Annotated in this window: 12 protein-coding genes; 5 read left to right on the forward strand and 7 right to left on the reverse strand. The window is 63.9% G+C overall.

What is annotated here, in order from left to right:
- Positions 1–132 precede the first annotated feature (132 nt).
- Positions 133–2,400: an ATP-dependent Clp protease ATP-binding subunit ClpA gene (gene clpA / locus AC1DKY_RS03575; protein ID WP_441602348.1), complete on the reverse strand. Its 2,268-nt coding sequence runs from the start codon at positions 2,398–2,400 to the stop codon at positions 133–135.
- A 169-nt stretch (positions 2,401–2,569) separates the two neighbouring features.
- Positions 2,570–2,896, reverse strand: a complete 327-nt coding sequence (gene clpS / locus AC1DKY_RS03580) for an ATP-dependent Clp protease adapter ClpS (protein ID WP_074546739.1) — start codon at positions 2,894–2,896, stop codon at positions 2,570–2,572.
- 143 nt (positions 2,897–3,039) lie between these two features.
- Here clpS and AC1DKY_RS03585 point away from each other — a divergent pair, with 143 nt between their 5' ends.
- The 3 genes from AC1DKY_RS03585 to hflD are packed head-to-tail and all read left to right on the forward strand — an operon-like array spanning position 3,040 to position 5,301.
- A complete protein-coding gene (locus AC1DKY_RS03585; RefSeq protein WP_441602349.1) occupies positions 3,040–3,531 on the forward strand; it encodes an NUDIX hydrolase in 492 nt (163 codons plus the stop codon).
- Positions 3,528–4,667 carry a tRNA 2-thiouridine(34) synthase MnmA gene (gene mnmA, locus AC1DKY_RS03590; protein ID WP_441602350.1) on the forward strand — a complete coding sequence of 380 codons (1,140 nt, stop codon included), beginning with the start codon at positions 3,528–3,530 and terminating at the stop codon, positions 4,665–4,667. Before AC1DKY_RS03585 ends, mnmA begins: the two co-directional genes overlap by 4 nt.
- Positions 4,668–4,677: 10 nt before the next feature.
- Positions 4,678–5,301, forward strand: a complete 624-nt coding sequence (gene hflD / locus AC1DKY_RS03595; protein ID WP_441602450.1) for a high frequency lysogenization protein HflD — start codon at positions 4,678–4,680, stop codon at positions 5,299–5,301.
- A 9-nt stretch (positions 5,302–5,310) separates the two neighbouring features.
- On the opposite strand, the gene AC1DKY_RS03600 is transcribed toward hflD, so the two are convergent.
- On the reverse strand, positions 5,311–6,636 hold the full coding sequence (locus AC1DKY_RS03600) for an MFS transporter (RefSeq protein WP_441602351.1): 1,326 nt from the start codon (positions 6,634–6,636) through the stop codon (positions 5,311–5,313).
- 239 nt (positions 6,637–6,875) lie between these two features.
- Between AC1DKY_RS03600 and aqpZ the strand changes: the two genes are divergently transcribed.
- Positions 6,876–7,577: an aquaporin Z gene (gene aqpZ / locus AC1DKY_RS03605; RefSeq protein ID WP_441602352.1), complete on the forward strand. Its 702-nt coding sequence runs from the start codon at positions 6,876–6,878 to the stop codon at positions 7,575–7,577.
- A 77-nt stretch (positions 7,578–7,654) separates the two neighbouring features.
- Here the strand turns inward: aqpZ and gloA2 are convergent, their stop codons facing one another.
- The 4 genes from gloA2 to rnk all read right to left on the reverse strand — a co-directional run bounded on the left by gloA2 (position 7,655) and on the right by rnk (position 11,910).
- A complete protein-coding gene (gloA2, locus tag AC1DKY_RS03610; RefSeq protein ID WP_441602353.1) occupies positions 7,655–8,050 on the reverse strand; it encodes an SMU1112c/YaeR family gloxylase I-like metalloprotein in 396 nt (131 codons plus the stop codon).
- A 4-nt stretch (positions 8,051–8,054) separates the two neighbouring features.
- Entirely contained in the window at positions 8,055–9,011 is a 957-nt protein-coding gene (gene epmA / locus AC1DKY_RS03615; protein ID WP_441602354.1) for an EF-P lysine aminoacylase EpmA, read from the reverse strand.
- A complete protein-coding gene (gene ligA, locus AC1DKY_RS03620; protein ID WP_441602355.1) occupies positions 9,008–11,398 on the reverse strand; it encodes an NAD-dependent DNA ligase LigA in 2,391 nt (796 codons plus the stop codon). The genes epmA and ligA overlap by 4 nt, the downstream gene beginning before the upstream one ends.
- Before the next feature lie 101 nt (positions 11,399–11,499).
- On the reverse strand, positions 11,500–11,910 hold the full coding sequence (gene rnk, locus AC1DKY_RS03625) for a nucleoside diphosphate kinase regulator (protein WP_441602356.1): 411 nt from the start codon (positions 11,908–11,910) through the stop codon (positions 11,500–11,502).
- A 247-nt stretch (positions 11,911–12,157) separates the two neighbouring features.
- Here rnk and AC1DKY_RS03630 point away from each other — a divergent pair, with 247 nt between their 5' ends.
- Positions 12,158–13,633, forward strand: a complete 1,476-nt coding sequence (locus tag AC1DKY_RS03630) for an MFS transporter (protein WP_441602357.1) — start codon at positions 12,158–12,160, stop codon at positions 13,631–13,633.
- The last annotated feature ends 60 nt before the right edge of the window (positions 13,634–13,693 follow it).

A 13,693-nucleotide genomic window follows, 5' to 3' on the forward strand; every position in this document is an offset into this window, starting at 1 on the left:
CAATTTGCGCTGCAACGACGATGCAGTGATCCAGCCGCTTTCGATTTCCGCCCATCGGTGATACTGGCGATAGGCACAAAAAAAAGACCGCGCAATGCGCGGCCTTTTCTTGTTGCTACTGATAACGAGCTATCAGCTCACGGTGGCCGGCAAGTTTTCCGCCGCTTCCGTAGTCACCACCAGCTCGCCCTCGTTGACGCTCAGGCGCACCTTGCCGCCATCGGCCAACTTGCCGAACAGCAGTTCGTCGGCCAGTGCACGCTTCACCTTCTCCTGGATCACGCGAGCCATCGGACGTGCGCCCATCTGCGGATCGAAACCATGCTCCGCCAACCAGCGGCGGGCATCGGCGTCGACATCCAGGCTCACGTGCTTCTCGGTGAGCTGGGCTTCCAGTTCGATCAGGAACTTGTCCACCACGCGCAGGATGTGATCGAAGTCCAGCGCATTGAACTGGATGATCGCGTCCAGACGGTTGCGGAATTCCGGCGTGAAGCTGCGGCGGATTACTTCCATCGCATCCATCGAATGGTTCTGCTTGACGAAGCCGATGCCGCGACGCGACGCCTGCTGCGCACCTGCATTGGTGGTCATCACCACCACCACGTTCTTGAAGTTCGCTTCGCGACCGTTGGTGTCGGTGAGCACGCCGCGATCCATCACCTGCAGCAGGATGTTGAATACATCCGGATGCGCCTTTTCGATTTCGTCGAGCAACAGCACCGCATGCGGATGCTTGGTCACCGCTTCGGTGAGCAGGCCGCCCTGATCGAAGCCGACGTAGCCCGGAGGTGCACCGACCAGGCGCGAGACCGAATGCGCTTCCATGTACTCGGACATGTCGAAGCGGATCATCTCGATACCCAGCTGCATCGCCAGCTGCTTGGTCACTTCGGTCTTGCCCACGCCGGTGGGGCCGGCGAGCAGGAAGCAACCGATCGGCTTGGACGGATCGGCCAGACCCGAACGCGCCATCTTGATCGACGCGGCCAGCGCTTCGATCGCCGGATCCTGGCCGAACACCACCATTTTCAGGTTGCGCTCGAGGTTCTTCAGCACGTCACGATCCGACGCCGACACCTGCTTGGCGGGGATGCGCGCCATCTTGGCCACGATGTATTCGACTTCGGGCACATCCACCCTGCCCGTGCGCTGATCGGCAGGCAGCAGGCGCTGGCGCGCACCGGCCTCGTCGATCACGTCGATGGCCTTGTCCGGCAGCAGGCGATCGGGAATGTGCTTCACCGACAGATCCACCGCCGCCTTGAGCGCTTCGCTGGTGTAGGTGACGTTGTGGTGTTCCTCGAAACGCGAACGCAGGCCCTTGAGGATTTCCAGGCTATCGGCCACCGTCGGCTCGACCACGTCGATCTTCTGGAAGCGACGGGCCAGCGCGCGGTCCTTCTCGAAGATGCCGCGGAATTCCTGGAACGTGGTGGAACCGATGCAGCGCAGCTCGCCCGAGGCCAGCATGGGCTTGATCAGGTTGCTCGCGTCCATGGTGCCGCCCGACGCCGAACCCGCACCGATGATGGTGTGGATCTCATCGATGAACAGGATGGCACCGGTCTGCTTCTTCAGCTGGTTGATGACGGCCTTGAGACGCTTCTCGAAGTCGCCGCGATACTTGGTGCCGGCGACCAGCGCACCCAGGTCCAGCGACCAGATGGTGGCGTTCTCGAGCACTTCGGGTACTTCGCCGTCGACGATGCGCTTGGCCAGGCCTTCGGCCAGGGCCGTCTTGCCCACGCCGGCCTCGCCCACGTAGAGCGGGTTGTTCTTGCGGCGGCGGCACAGCACCTGGATGGTGCGCTCGATTTCGTCCTGGCGGCCGATCAGCGGATCGATCTTGCCTTCGAGCGCCAGCTCGTTGAGGTTGCTGGCGTATTCGCTGAGCGGATTGCCCTTGGGCTCGCCGTCTTCACTCTCGCGCTCGGTGCCCGGCATGCTCGACGACGGCTCGTCGCCGATCTTGGCGATACCGTGCGAAATATAGTTGACCACGTCCAGGCGGGTGATCTCCTGCTGGTGCAGGAAATACACGGCGTGCGAATCCTTTTCGCCGAAGATCGCCACCAGCACGTTCGCGCCGGTGACTTCTTTACGGCCCGAAGACTGTACGTGATAAACCGCGCGCTGCAGCACGCGCTGGAAGCCGAGGGTGGGCTGGGTATCGCGCTCGTCCCCGTGCGGCAATACCGGTACGGTTTCGGCAATGATCTTTTCCAGCTCGCGCGACAGGCGCGGCAGGTCGACGCCGCAGGCGCGCAGTGCGCCCAGGGCCGACTGGTTTTCGGTAAGAGCGAGCAGCAAATGTTCCACCGTCATGAATTCATGACGCTGCTCGCGGGCCTGCTTGTAGCACTGGCCGATGGTGACTTCGAGATCCTTGCTGAACATCCGGACCTACTCCGCTGTGTGGCTGGGCGTCACGCGCCCCGATAGCTACGAAATGGGGGTGCTGGAAGGCTCTTCAATATCCGTGCCAGGGACGGGCTGTGAGATGGGTAGCGTGGGCGCCAGAACCGACCTTGGCAGATCCTCTCTACACACCTTTCATTACCTCTTTTCAGAGCTTTTCCATAGTGCACAACAAAGGGTGCTGATGAGCACGTGAATATTCGTTCACCTGGGTCACCTTGGTTTCCGCGACTTCCCGGGTAAACACCCCGCACACGCCTTTTCCGCGCGTATGCACGTGAAGCATGACTTGCACCGCACGTTCCTGGTCCAGACTGAAAAAACTTCTCAGCACTTCGACCACAAAATCCATCGGTGTGAAATCGTCGTTCAGCAGTACCACCTGGAAGAGCGGCGGGCGAGCCACCTCCGGACGGGAGGTTTCCAGCGCCAGGCCGTGACCGCTGCCTTGTTCGTGTTCGGGTTCGTGAGCCATGGGTCTACGTGAAATTTCCTTGGGGAAAGTATAGCGCCGGGCACCCGGGATGCTCCCAAGGGGCACCGCCGAAGGCAGATCGCCTTCAGGTGATGGCACAATGACCGCTTTTCCAGTGCCACTAGCGTCGCCATATACCCCCGATGGCCGATTCCTCACCCATTCCCCTGCAAGTCTGGTGCCCACACGTGACCGTGGCCTGCGTGGTTGCCGACGGCGACCGCTTCCTCATGGTCGAAGAGGAGGTCAACGGCCGCCTCGCCTATAACCAGCCGGCGGGCCATTTGGACGACAAAGAGAGCCTGCTGACCGCCGCCGTACGTGAAACGCTGGAAGAAACGGGCTGGACGGTGGTCCCCGAGCACCTGATCGGCGTCCACCAGTGGCGCAGCACCGAGCATGGCGACGGCGTGGTGCGCTTCAGTTTTGCAGCTCGGGCGGTGAGTCATGATCCCGGGCGCCCGCTCGACGAGGGCATCCGGCAGGCCCTGTGGCTCACCCGCGACGAAATTGTGGCACTGGGTGACCAATTGCGCAGTCCACTGGTGCTGATGAGCATCGACGCCTGGCTGAGCGGTCAGCGCCACCCGCTGAACCTGCTGCACAGCCTGCTCGCCGAGGATCGTTACCCATGAAAGTGATGCTCGGTGTCTCCGGCGGTGTCGACTCTTCGGTGGCCGCCCTGCTGCTGCAGCAGGGTGGCTACGAGGTCGAAGGCCTGTTCATGCAGAACTGGGAAGAAGACGACCGCGACGGCCCCTGCACCACCGATATCGATCGCAAGGACGCCGTGGCCGTGTGCGGGCGGCTGGGCATTCCGTTCCATGCGCGCAATTTCGCCGCCGAGTATTGGGCTGGCGTGTTCGAGCACTTTCTTGCCGAATACCGCGCCGGTCGCACGCCCAATCCGGACGTGCTGTGCAATCGCGAGATCAAGTTCAAGACCTTCCTGGATGAGGCCCGCGCGCTGGGCGCCGACAAGATCGCCACCGGCCACTACGCCCGCGTGGATTTCCATGAAGGCAAATATCGCCTGCTGCGCGCGGTGGATGCGTCCAAGGACCAGACTTACTTTCTTCACGCCCTGGGCCAGCAGCAGCTCAGCGCAACGCTGTTTCCGGTCGGCGAGATCGAAAAGCCGCTGGTGCGCCAGATGGCCCAGGAGGCCGCGCTGCCGACGCACGCGAAAAAGGATTCCACCGGCATCTGCTTTATCGGCGAGCGCGACTTCCGCAGCTTTCTTGCCCAGTACCTGCCCGCCCAGCCCGGCCCGATGCGCACGCCCGATGGCCAGACCGTGGGCGAGCACCAGGGCGCGATGTATTACACCCTTGGCCAGCGCAACGGCCTGGGGATCGGCGGGCGCCATGGCGCCAGCGGCGAGGCCTGGTACGTGGTCGGCAAGGATGTGCCCGCCAACGTGCTGTATGTTGCGCAGGGCGGCGAGAACCATTGGCTTTATTCGAACCGCCTGCACGCCGAGCCGCCGACCTGGGTGGCGGGCGAGCCGCCGGCGAAACAATTTCGTTGCACCGCCAAGACGCGCTATCGCCAGGCCGACCAGCCCTGCGAAGTGTTTGTACGGAACGATGGACTCGAGGTGGTGTTCGACCAGCCGCAGCGGGCCGTGACGCCCGGCCAGTCGGTGGTTTTCTATGACGGCGAGGCCTGTCTCGGCGGTGCCGTGATCGACCGCACCGACGCCCCCTTTGGCGGCTGGAATGATGCCGCTACTTCTTCCGCCCTCTCCGAGGCACTGACCGGTGTTTGAAATTTTCGCGATGAACGAAGAGCGCGTGTTGGCCCTGGCGGGTTTGTTCCAGGCCACCACGCTCGCCCAGCAGCTGGCCAACGATGGCCGCTGCGACGACATCGCCATGGCCTCGAGCATGGCCAGCGTGTTCCGCATCGATGCACCGTCGGTCGTGGGCGTCTACGGCGATGTCGGCGCCGTGCGCCTGGGCCTGCGCCAGCTGATCACCCTGCTCGACGAGAACAACCGCGATGTGGCCATCACGCGCATGGCCTTCACGGTGATGCGCCTGGAGCGCAGCCTGTCACGCCGCAGCGATCTGCTGGATCGCCTGCAGCAAGGCATCGCCGCCGCACAGCGGCAGGTCGAACACTTCGGTGCGGATTCGCCGCAGGTGGTGAAGCGTCTGGCCGAGCTGTATGCCGGCACGCTTTCCACGCTCAAGCCGCGCGTGATGGTCACCGGCAATCCGCAGCAGTTGCAGCAGCCGGCCGTGGTCGAAAAGGTTCGCACCAACCTGCTCGCCGCCGTGCGTTCGGCCGTGTTGTGGCGACAGCTGGGCGGGCGCCAGTGGCAGATGCTGCTGTATCGCAAGCAGTGCAGCATGTTGGCGCGTGGGCTGTTGACGGGTTCGACCATCAACAACCCCTGAGGGCTGCGCTCAGTCGGTCATCAACTGAGCTTTGCCGCGCCCTTTCACCAGCAGCCACACCGCCGCCGCAACGCCGACCACCACCGTGATCGTCACATAGTGCGCGGCAGCCATGCGCCCGGACGTCCCGGCCAGGTAGCCGATAAACGTGGCAGTACACGCGCCAAACACGGCATAGGCCACGTTATAGGCGAAGGAGATGCCGGAGAAGCGAATCTGCGCCGGAAACGCCGCCACCATGATGGTGGGCACCACCGCCACGGTACCGACCAGAAAACCGGTGAGCCCATACAGCGGCAGAAAATGCGCGCCGCCTGCCGCCAGATCACCGAACAGCACATAGGTGACAGTCACCAAGGCGACCGAGCCGGCGATCAGTGTCCAGGCGGCGCCAATGCGATCGACCAGCCAGCCAAATGCCACGCAGCCCACGCATAGGCAAAAAGCGGCGATGCTATTGCCCAGGAAGGCCACGTCAGCAGGAATGCCGAACGACTTCTGCGCCAGGCTGGGCAGTCCCAGAATCAGCACCAGGATGGCCGCGGTGAGCGTCCAGGTGACCGCCATGGAAATGGCCACGCTGGCGCCATGACCCGCCAGCACGGTGCGCAGCGGCAAGCCCTCGCTCAATGCCTTGCGCGCATGCAGCTCGGCAAACACCGGCGTTTCGCTCAACCAGCGACGCAGCCACACGGCCACGAGGCCGAACACGCCGCCCAGCACAAACGGCAGGCGCCACCAGCCGCGCAACACATCGGCGGGCGAGAAGTGATGGTTCATCCACGCCGCCGTCAGCGAGCCGATCAGGATGCCCGCGGTGAGGCCGGAGGTGAGGCATGCACAGGCAAAACCGACCCGTCCGCGCGGCGCGTGCTCGGCCACGAATACCCATGCGCCCGGCACTTCGCCACCAATCGCCACGCCCTGCATCACGCGCAGGCACAGCAACAGCAGCGGCGCCAGCAGCCCCACCGAGGCATAGACCGGCAGCGCGCCAATCGCCAGCGTCGGCAGCGCCATCAGGAAAACGCTCAGCGTGAACATGCGCTTGCGACCCTGCCGGTCGCCGAAGTGAGCCATCACGATGCCGCCCAGCGGTCGGGCCAGATAGCCCGCGGCGAAGATCGCGTAGGTCTGCAACTGGGCCAGCCACTGCGGCATGTCCGGCGGAAAAAACAGGTGGCTCAGCGGCAGCGCAAAAAACACGAACACCACGAAATCGTAGAACTCCAGCGCGCCGCCCAGCGAGGCGAGCAGCAGGGTCTGGATGTCACGCGCGCCCATGCGGCGGACGGGGGCTGCCAAGGTTGGCGTGGTCGGAAATGCTTGCGTCATCGAAGGATCCTGCAGTACCAGGCGAAAGCGACGGGGCAGCATACACAAAGGAAAAGCCTCTTCGGTATGTAAGCCTTCACCGATCTGGACCGGGACGTGGACTACTCCTATGGCCAATTTTGTTAGCCTACGCGTACTCGAGCCATGCACTAAGAGCCTGTTTCAAATCGGGATCGTTGTGGAAGTCACGCATGGATGCGCTCGAGCCATTCCCTGAAAATCTGGCAAGGAGAGTCCCCGTGAATATGGGCAAGCGTTTGGGAGCAGAGTTTTTTGGCACGTTCTGGCTGGTCTTTGGCGGCTGCGGCAGCGCAGTCTTCGCGGCAACCTTCCCTGAGTTGGGCATTGGATTTGCAGGCGTCGCCCTCGCCTTCGGCCTCACCGTGGTGACCATGGCGTATGCGGTGGGTCATATTTCCGGTGCGCACTTCAATCCCGCAGTAACTGCAGGCATGTGGGCCAGCGGCCGTTTTCCGGCCAAGGACGTGATCCCTTACTGGATCGCACAAGTGGTGGGCGGCGTGGCAGCCGGCGCCACCATCTATTTGATAGCCAGTGGCAGACCCGTGTTCGATCCCGTCGCGGGCGGCTTTGCCTCCAACGGCTACGGCGAGCATTCGCCGGGGCAGTATTCGTTGGTGGCCTGCATGGTTGCCGAGTTCGTGCTGACCGCGTTCTTCCTGATCGTGATCAACGGCACCACGCACAAACTGGCGCCGACCGGCTTTGCACCGCTGGCCATCGGCCTCGCGCTCACGCTGATCCACCTGATCTCCATCCCGATCACCAACACCTCGGTCAATCCGGCGCGCAGCACCGCGGTTGCCGTGTTCCAGGGCAGCTGGGCCATGGGGCAGCTGTGGATGTTCTGGGTGGTTCCGCTGATCGGCGGCATCGTGGGCGGCCTGATCTATCGCCACCTGCTGGACTGGCACGACTAAGCGCCTGCCCATTGCTCCACCTCGAAATCCAGCGGCTTATTCGAGCCGCTGGATTTTTTTATGGGTACGTCGACGTCTCAGGCTTCGTACAGCTCGATCGGAAGACCGTCGGGGTCGGCGAAAAAGGTGAAGCGGCGATCGGTGAATTCATCCACGCGCACGGGTTCGCAGGCCACGCCACGCTGCTGCAGCGTGGCGATCACCGCTTCCACGTCTGGCACGGCAAACGCGAGATGGCGCAATCCTTGTGCCTCGGGCCGTGACGGCCGCGGCGGTGGCGACGGAAACGAAAACAGCTCGAGGCTGACGCCCGGCGAAACTTCCAGATCCAGTTTCCACGAGTCGCGCTCAGCGCGGTACACCTCGCGAATGACGCGAAAACCCAGCGTCTGGGTGTAGAACGCTTTCGACCGCGCATAGTCCGAACAAATCAACGCCACATGATGGATGGCGGGCAGCAAACTCGACGCCATGCCTTCAGGCCTCTGCAAAGGGAAAAGTGAGCACGTCGGCGATCGCGTCCGTGCCCACCAGGCACATCAGGAGACGCTCGATACCCATGGCCACGCCGGCGCAATCGGGCATCGCGTCCAACGTGTCCAACAGGTTCTCGTCCATCGGGATGGCCGGTTGGCCGCGCGATTGACGTACCGCGTTGTCGCGCTCGAAACGCCGACGTTGTTCGGCCGCGTCGTTGAGCTCGTGATAGCCATTGGCCAGCTCATAGCGCCCCAGAAAAAGCTCAAAGCGTTCGGCCAGCGGAGGATCGCCCGGCCGCACTTTCGCGAGCGCGCACTGCGAGGCGGGATAGTCATGGATCACGGTGATGCGGTTGCGCGGAAACGAGGGCTGCAGGCGATGGGTGATGAGCAGATCAAGCCAGTCGTCGCGCGTCAGCCCGTCCGGATGGATGTTGAATTCCTCAAGCGCCAACTGCAGCTGCTCGATCGGCGCGTGCGCCGGATCGATGCCAAGCTCGTCGATGAAGAGCTGCCGGTAGCCTTCGATGCATATTTCCGCGCGCGATCCCATCATCGCCAGCGCAGCCTCAACGAGCGCGATGGTTTCTTCCATCAGCTGCCGATGATCCCAGCCCACGCGATACCACTCGAGCATGGTGAACTCGGGGTTGTGGCGACCGCCGGCCTCACCGTTGCGAAACACGCGGCCCATCTCGTAGCAGTCGCCAACACCGGCGGCCAGCAAGCGCTTCAACGGATATTCCGGCGAGGTGCGCATCCAGCGTTCGCGTGCACCGGCATCGACATGGCCACTGAAACGAGCGCTGAAACTCTCGATGTTCGGATCGGTGTTGCCGGCTGCCGACAGGATTGGCGTTTCCACCTCCAGCACATTGCGTTCGGCGAAGAACGCCCGGATCAGCGCGTAAAGCCGTGCGCGCAGATGCAGGCGCCCTGCCATGTGCAGGTTCATGCGCTGCCCTCGTGGGTGGCGAGCAGCTCGAGCAGGCGCGCCTCGTCCCACACTTCCACGCCCAGTTCCTGCGCCTTGTCGAGCTTGGAACCGGCCGCCTCGCCCGCCACCACGAAGCTGGTCTTCTTGGACACCGAACCGGCGACCTTGGCGCCCAACGCCTCCAGCCGCTCCTTGGCGTCATCGCGACTCAGCGACGACAGCGTGCCGGTGAGCACGATGGTCTGGCTTTCCAGCGGCGCGGTGGCGGCCTTGGTGCTCTTGGGAATGGCATTGAGCAACTCCCACATGGCCGCGTCCGCTTCGCGCAGCTGCTGCAGCTTCGCCTTGTCGGCAAGAAAAGCTTCGAGATTGGTCGATGCCGCCGAAGGCAAACCGGCCGTCACCCAATGCGCAGGTCCGGCCGCAACCAGCTTATCCAGTGAGGTAAACCGTTCGGCCAGCAGCTTGGTGCTCTTGGGACCGAGCTTGCTCACGCCCGCCATATCCAGCAACAACGCCAGATCCAGGCGCTGGTGCAACTTGGGTGAAGGGTGCGTTTCATCGGAGAACACGATGCCCGAAGCGAGCAAGGCATCGACCACTTTCTGATTGCCGTCCTGCGCGAAAAATGCCGCGATGGAACGCGCGACTTCATCGCCGATATCGGGCAACACCCGCAGCACCGCCGCCGGCATGCGACGGATCACCGCCAGGCTGCCCAGCCACGCCGCCAGCGTCTTCGCCGTGCTTTCGCCGATATGCATGATGCCCAGCGCAAACAGGAAGCGAGGCAGGCTGGTGTGCTTGCTGGCCTCGATCGCCTCGATCAGGTTCTCGGCCCACTTGGTGGCCACCTTGCCCTGCTTGACGGTTTCCGGTGTGGAGCCATCGCTCTCATCGGCACGCCGCTTCATCTCCAGGAAATCGTCCAGCGTCAGCGAGTAGAGATCGGCGGGCGTATGCACATAGCCGAAATCCACCAGTGCTTCCACGAAGCGCTCGCCCAGGCCGTCGATGTCCATGGCGCGCCGCGCGGCGAAATGAATCAGCGCTTCCTTGCGTTGCGCCGCGCAGATCAGGCCGCCCGAGCAGCGCCAGGCGGCTTCGCCTTCTTCGCGTACCAAGGCCGAGTTGCACACCGGGCAATGCGTGGGCATATGCCAGGGTCGCGTATGCGGCGGACGCAGTTCGGGCATCACGCGCACGACTTCGGGAATCACGTCGCCGGCGCGCCGTACGATCACCGTGTCACCAACGCGCACATCCAGGCGTGCCACCTGGTCGGCGTTGTGCAAGGTGGCATTGCTGACCGTAACGCCGCCCACCTGCACCGGTTTAAGGCGGGCCAGCGGCGTGGCGGCACCGGTGCGGCCGATATTGATCTCGATCGCTTCGACCGTGGTGGTCTGCTCCTGCGCCGGGAACTTGTGCGCCACCGCCCAACGTGGCGCGCGGGACACGAAGCCCATTTCGCGCTGGCCCGCGTAGTCGTCCAGCTTGTACACCACGCCGTCGATATCGTAGGGAAGCTTGTCGCGCTTGGCGCCGATGCGCCGGTAGTAGGCGATCAGACCATCAAAACCCTTGGCGCTGCCCACTTCGGGCGACACCGGAAAGCCCCAGTCGCGCAGCTTGGCCAAGGTTTTGGAATGCGTGGCCGGCAGCTCGCCGCCCTGCACGTCGCCCACCGCGTAAGCAAAGAAGCTCAGCTTGCGCCGCGCCGTGATGGCCGGGTCGAGCTGGCGCAGCGAACCTGCCGCGCCATTGCGCGGATTGGCCAGGGTCTTCTCGCCGTGCTCGCGGGCGCGTGCATTGAAGGCTTCGAAATCCTTGTGCAGCATGATCACTTCGCCGCGCACTTCCAGCACGCGCGGCCAGCCCTCGCCGCGCAGGCGCAGCGGAATCGCACGTACGGTGCGCAAGTTGGCGGTGACGTCCTCACCGGTCTCGCCATCGCCGCGCGTCGCGCCCTGCACGAACACGCCGTTTTCGTAGCGCAGGCTGATCGCCAGGCCGTCAAGCTTGGGCTCGACCGAAAACTCCGGGTTGCGCCGGTCCAGGGTCTGCTCGATGCGGCGCTCGAACTCGGCAATCTCGCGGAAGCGTTCGCGATCGCCCTCGCCGTCCAGTTCGAAGGCGTTGTTCAACGACAGCATCGGTATCACGTGACGCACTTCGGCGAAGCCGCCTTGGGCACGCGCACCGACTCGCCGCGTGGGCGAGTCGGGCGTGGCCAGCTCCGGGTGTGCCTGTTCGAGCGCTTCCAGCGCACGCATGGCGCGGTCGTACTCGGCGTCCGTGATCTCGGGGTCGTCGAGTACGTGGTAGCGATGGTTCGCGCGTTCAATCTTGTCGCGCAGTTCGGCGGCCTGGGCGCGCCAATCGGTGGCCTGACTCTGGCTCATGCGGGTGTCCTCATGAGCGGAAGTTTACCTAAGCTCGACTCGCTTCGGCCCGATTGCCTGTAAATCCCGCGGCAGTCGTGAAGAAGGCGTGCATAAGGGCGTCAGCGATGCAGATCGCCCGACGCTTCAGGTTGATATTCGATGTCCAGCACGCGCAGCTCACGGCGGTGGCCGTCCGGCGTGGGCCATTCGATATGCTGGCCCACCTTCAGGCCGAGCAACGCACTGCCCACGGGCGCCAGGATCGACACCGTGCCCGGCACCCCGGCGCCGGCGGGATACACCAGGGTGACAGTCAACTCGTCGCCGCCATCGTCGTCCTTGAAGGTGACCACGGAATTCATGGTGACCACGTCCGGCGGTATCGCCGAAGACTCCACCACGTCGGCACGATCGAGCTCGCCGCGCAGCGCCTGGTATTGCCCGGCCTGCACCGGTGGCATGCGCTCGAGCATGGCTTCAAGGCGATCCAGGTCGCGTGTGGAAATGACAATCGGTGGCTTGCTGCTCATAGGGACTCCTGTCGTGCGGATGCGCCTGCGACGATCCGCCAGCTATCGCAAAAAGAGACGCGCCGGGACGCTGCCGCCCCGGCGCGATCGATTCATCGTGGTTTGCCGTTCACCGTTGCTCGTCGGGCTGCTTCGCTGTTGCGAGTTGACGCGGTGCGCACACGCGCACCCCAAAGATGAAACGCAGCCGACTTTGGACGCAGCGACCCGCAAAAGCAAGCTGCCATAGCAGCTATCATAATGAGACATGTCCGAGAATTTGGCCGCCACCCAAACCAACCTTCCCGTGCCGCCGCCAGGCGAGGAAGCGCCGGCTCCTGCTCCGCCACCGGAGTCCTCGCGCGATCGCTATCGCGGACTGATCTGGCTGGTGGCTGCCGCCTTCTTCATGCAGGCGCTGGACTCCACCATCGTCAACACGGCCGTGCCGGCGATGGCCGAGGCGTTGAACGTCACTCCGCTGGGCATGCGCACCGCGCTCACCAGTTACGTGCTGACGCTGGCGATCTTTATTCCCGCCAGCCCATGGCTGTGCGACCGTTTCGGAACGCGGCGCATCTTTGCGCTCGCCATCGCCACCTTCACCGTCGGCTCGCTGTTGTGCGGCATCGCGCAGAGCCTGCCGCAGCTGGTCGCCGCGCGAGTGCTGCAGGGCCTGGGCGGCGCGGCGCTGATGCCGGTGGGCCGCTACGTGCTCGTGCGCAGCGTCGACAAACGCGATTTCGTGCGAGCCATGAGTACGGTCGCCACGGTGGGCCTGCTCGGCTCGGTGCTCGGACCGCTGCTGGGCGGCGCACTGGCGCAATACACCTCGTGGCGGCTGATCTTCCTGATCAATGTCCCGGTGGGCGTGATCGGCATGTGGATGAATCGCCGCGACATGCCCGATTACCGCCTGGACGATGTGCACCCCTTCGATCTGCTGGGCTTTCTGCTGTTCGCTGCCGCGTCGGCCATGTTGTTGACCGCATCCGAAGTGGCTAGCGGTGGCGGCGGACAAGGATTGTGGATCACCCTCTACGGCGTGCTTGCAGTCGTGTTCGGCGTGACCTATGTGTGGCACAGCCGCCGCAATGATCACCCCGTGGCGGATCTGAGCCTGCTGCGGGTACGCAGCGTATGGGTGTCGCTGGCCGGCAACCTGTTCACGCGCCTGGGCGTATCGGGCATGTTCCTGCTGCTGGTGTTGTTCCTGCAGGTGGGCTGCGGCTGGTCGCCCTTGATGGCCGGCCTGATGATGGTGCCGCAGGCGCTGGGCTCGATCACCGCCAAGTGGGGCATCAACCGGCTGCTGCAGTACCTCGGTTATCAAAAACTGCTGTTCGCCAACACCCTCATCGTGGCGGTGATGCTGGCGTCGTTCGCGCTGCTCGGCAAGAGCTCGCCGATGTGGGTGATCGCGCTGATGGTGTATGTCTACGGCGGCTTCATGGGCCTGCAGTACACCGCCATGAATACCCTCATCTACAACGACCTGGACGTGAAGTTCGCCGCGCAGGCGTCGTCGATGGCCTCGACGGCGCAGTATCTGTCGATGAGCTTCGGCATTGCGCTGGCCTCGCTGCTGATGGAAGCCTTGCTGCAAGGCCATGCCCACGAAGACTACATCCCTGCGTTTCGTTGGACGGTGTTGCTGCTGGCCATCGTGACTGCCACGGCCAGCTGGGTATTCAGCCGACTGAAGAGCGACGCCTCGCCACGCTCGACGCACGCGTCCGACTGAGCGCAGGTTTCGTGCCGAGCATGTAGCATGCGTGGCATTCGACTGCCGCCGTGTACTTAC

Source organism: Dyella sp. 01N448 (genome assembly GCF_056399225.1).

Excerpts from the sequence above, each read along its gene's own strand:
- clpA (WP_441602348.1), bottom strand. The coding sequence starts at position 2,400 with ATGTTCAGCAAGGATCTCGAAGTCACCATCGGCCAGTGCTACAAGCAG.
- clpS (WP_074546739.1), bottom strand. The coding sequence starts at position 2,896 with ATGGCTCACGAACCCGAACACGAACAAGGCAGCGGTCACGGCCTGGCG.
- AC1DKY_RS03585 (WP_441602349.1), top strand. The coding sequence starts at position 3,040 with ATGGCCGATTCCTCACCCATTCCCCTGCAAGTCTGGTGCCCACACGTG.
- mnmA (WP_441602350.1), top strand. The coding sequence starts at position 3,528 with ATGAAAGTGATGCTCGGTGTCTCCGGCGGTGTCGACTCTTCGGTGGCC.
- hflD (WP_441602450.1), top strand. The coding sequence starts at position 4,678 with ATGAACGAAGAGCGCGTGTTGGCCCTGGCGGGTTTGTTCCAGGCCACC.
- AC1DKY_RS03600 (WP_441602351.1), bottom strand. The coding sequence starts at position 6,636 with ATGACGCAAGCATTTCCGACCACGCCAACCTTGGCAGCCCCCGTCCGC.
- gloA2 (WP_441602353.1), bottom strand. The coding sequence starts at position 8,050 with ATGGCGTCGAGTTTGCTGCCCGCCATCCATCATGTGGCGTTGATTTGT.
- epmA (WP_441602354.1), bottom strand. The coding sequence starts at position 9,011 with ATGAACCTGCACATGGCAGGGCGCCTGCATCTGCGCGCACGGCTTTAC.
- ligA (WP_441602355.1), bottom strand. The coding sequence starts at position 11,398 with ATGAGCCAGAGTCAGGCCACCGATTGGCGCGCCCAGGCCGCCGAACTG.
- rnk (WP_441602356.1), bottom strand. The coding sequence starts at position 11,910 with ATGAGCAGCAAGCCACCGATTGTCATTTCCACACGCGACCTGGATCGC.
- AC1DKY_RS03630 (WP_441602357.1), top strand. The coding sequence starts at position 12,158 with ATGTCCGAGAATTTGGCCGCCACCCAAACCAACCTTCCCGTGCCGCCG.